This is a genomic window from Microcella sp., from assembly GCF_030645145.1.
Classification (GTDB): domain Bacteria; phylum Actinomycetota; class Actinomycetes; order Actinomycetales; family Microbacteriaceae; genus Microcella.
On sequence record NZ_JAUSMI010000142.1, the window covers coordinates 1 to 2,574 of the forward strand.

Below are 2,574 nucleotides of genomic sequence, written 5' to 3' on the forward strand. Positions count from 1 at the left end.
CGGCCGCGGGCGGCGCGGTCGTGCTCGCCTCGGCCGTGCTCGCCGCCCGCGCCTCGAGCAGGCGCGCCACCGCGCGGGCGAGCCGCTCGGCGCGCACGGGCTTGAGCACGTAGTCGACCGCCGAGAGGTCGAAGGCCTCGAGCGCGCGCTCCTCGTCGGCCGTGACGAACACGAACGGCGGGCGCCGGTCGAAGTGGCCGAGCGCGCGGGCGAGGTCGATGCCGCTGAGCCCGGGCATGTGGATGTCGAGGAAGACCGCGTCGATCGTCTCCTGCGTGAGGATGCGCAGGGCGTCGGCGCCGTTCGACGCGCGGTGGATCGTGCCGATGCGCTCGTCGTGGCCGAGCAGGAAGGCGAGCTCGTCGAGAGCCGGCTGCTCGTCGTCCGCGACGAGCACGGTCATCGGATCGGTCACGCGTGACATCCTCGCACTCAGCCCGCCGGCCGCGGGGCGGTCGTGTTCTGCGGCTGCGACTTCGGCACGCGCATGCGCACGAGCGTGCCCGCATCGAGGTTCGTCTCGACTACGAGCCCGTGCTCGTCGCCGTAGAGCTGCCTCAGCCGGGCATCCACGTTGCGCACCCCCACGTGATCGGCCGACGGCCGCCCGGCGAGGATGCCCCGCAGGCGCTCGGGATCGATGCCGACGCCGTCGTCCTCGACCTCGATGAGCGCGAACGCCCCCGCGTCGCTCGCACGGATCGTGATCGCGCCGCCGTCGGGCTTGGGTTCGAGGCCGTGCCGCACGGCGTTCTCGACGAGCGGCTGCACGCTGAGGAACGGGATGACCGTGCTCAGCACCTCGGGTGCGACCTGCAGCGTGAGGGTCAGGCGCTCGCCGAAGCGCGCGCGCTCGAGCTGCAGGTAGCTGTCGACGCTGCGCAGCTCGTCGGCGAGGGTCGTGAAGTCGCCCTGCCGCCGGAAGGAGTAGCGCGTGAAGTCGGCGAACTCGAGCACGAGGTCGCGCGCCCGTGGCGGATTCGTCGTGATCGTCGACGCGATCGCGGTGAGGGCGTTGTAGATGAAGTGCGGGCTGATCTGGCTGCGCAGGGCCTTGACCTCGGCCTCGGCGAGCGCGGCGCGGCTCGCGTCGAGCTCGCCGAGCTCGAGCTGCGCCGCGAGCCACTCGGCCACCTCGCCCGTCGCGCGCACGAGCCCCGGACGGACGGTGGGAGAGAAGGCGACGATCGCGCCCGCGGTGCGGTCGCCGGCGATGATCGGGGCGGCCACGGCATCCGTCGCCTGGATGCCGCGCCCGGTCGGGTCGATGCCGCGGAACACCTGCGGCTTGTCGCCCGCGCGCACCTCGGCGGCGAGGCGCTCGGCGGTCGCCCGCAGGTGCTCGGCGAGGCGCTGATCGGCCGGGCCGGCGTCGATGGCGAGGATTCCGTGGTCGTCGGCGAGGGCGAGGACGCGGCAGTCGAGCAGCTGGCGCAGCGGGCGGACGGCGCGCTGCGGGTCGCCCGTGTCGAGGCCCCCGCGCACGTGCGTCGCCGCCTGGCTCGCGAGGTGGAGCGTCGAATAGGTCGCGCGCTCGGCGGCCGTGCCCATCTCGCGCGACAGCCGCACGACGCGCCACGCGACGACGAGCAGCACCGCGGCGGCCACTCCGACGAGCACGCCGATGGCGAGGGCGAGCAGCACGGACTCGGTCACGGCACCACGGTAGGCGATACGGGTGCGGCGGCGAGCGCGCCCAGCGGCACCGGGTCGCCGTTCGTCGCACGAGCGGCGCCGTCCGCCGACGACGAGCGCGCATCCCGGTGACGCGACCCCGCGATCGGGGGATGCTGGCGGGCGTTCCGCCACCAATCGGCAGCGTCGCCGTCGTCGCTGCCGCGACCTCTCGAGGAGAACCCATGGGCAACGACGCCCTGAACGTGGAGCACTCGTCCGGCCACTCGGCCGCGGTGTTCCGGGAGACGCAGGATTCGGAGCAGTTCCGTCGGCTCAAGCGCAAGCACCGCAGCTTCGTGCTTCCCGTGACCGCGGCCTGCCTGCTCTGGTACTTCACCTACGTGCTGCTCGCCGGCTACGCGCCCGACTTGATGGCCACGCCGGTCTTCGGCAGCGTCAACATCGGCATCCTGCTCGGGCTGTCGCAGGTCGTCACGACCTTCGCGGTGACGATGATCTACGTCTCGTACGCGAACAAGCACCTCGACCCCGACGCGGCGGCCATCCGCGACCGTCTCGAGACCAAGGAGGGCGTGCGCTGATGCTGCACCTCGCTGTCACCGCCCCGGCCGCTCCGGGCGACCCCATCCTCAACATCGCGATCTTCGGCGTCTTCGTCGCGATCACGATGATCATCGTGTTCCGCGCCTCGCGGAACAACAAGACCGCCGCCGACTACTACGCCGCCGGCCGCTCGTTCTCGGGCGGGCAGAACGGCTCGGCGATCGCGGGCGACTACCTCTCGGCCGCGTCGTTCCTCGGCATCGTCGGGGCGATCGCGATCAACGGCTACGACGGGTTCCTCTACTCGATCGGCTTCCTCGTCGCGTGGGTCGTGGCCCTGCTGCTCGTCGCCGAGCTGCTGCGCAACACGGGCAAGTTCACGATGGCCGACGT

3 protein-coding genes and 1 pseudogene are annotated in these 2,574 nt (G+C 72.4%); 2 read left to right on the plus strand and 2 right to left on the minus strand.

Going from position 1 to position 2,574, the window contains the following annotated elements; genetic code table 11:
- Positions 1-403 (minus strand): LytTR family DNA-binding domain-containing protein (locus Q7T15_RS09715; RefSeq protein ID WP_304695735.1); only part of this gene is annotated, 403 nt, incomplete at its 3' end.
- Positions 404-432: 29 nt separating this feature from the next.
- A complete protein-coding gene (locus Q7T15_RS09720) occupies positions 433-1,656 on the minus strand; it encodes a sensor histidine kinase (protein WP_304695731.1) in 1,224 nt (407 codons plus the stop codon).
- 203 nt (positions 1,657-1,859) lie between these two features.
- On the opposite strand from Q7T15_RS09720, the gene Q7T15_RS09725 reads away from it, so the two are divergent.
- Positions 1,860-2,219 (plus strand): DUF485 domain-containing protein, encoded by a 360-nt coding sequence (locus tag Q7T15_RS09725; RefSeq protein WP_304695733.1) that lies wholly within the window; start codon positions 1,860-1,862, stop codon positions 2,217-2,219.
- Positions 2,219-2,574: pseudogene (locus tag Q7T15_RS09730) on the plus strand (cation acetate symporter); the annotation flags it as partial. The gene Q7T15_RS09725 and the pseudogene Q7T15_RS09730, both read left to right, overlap by 1 nt.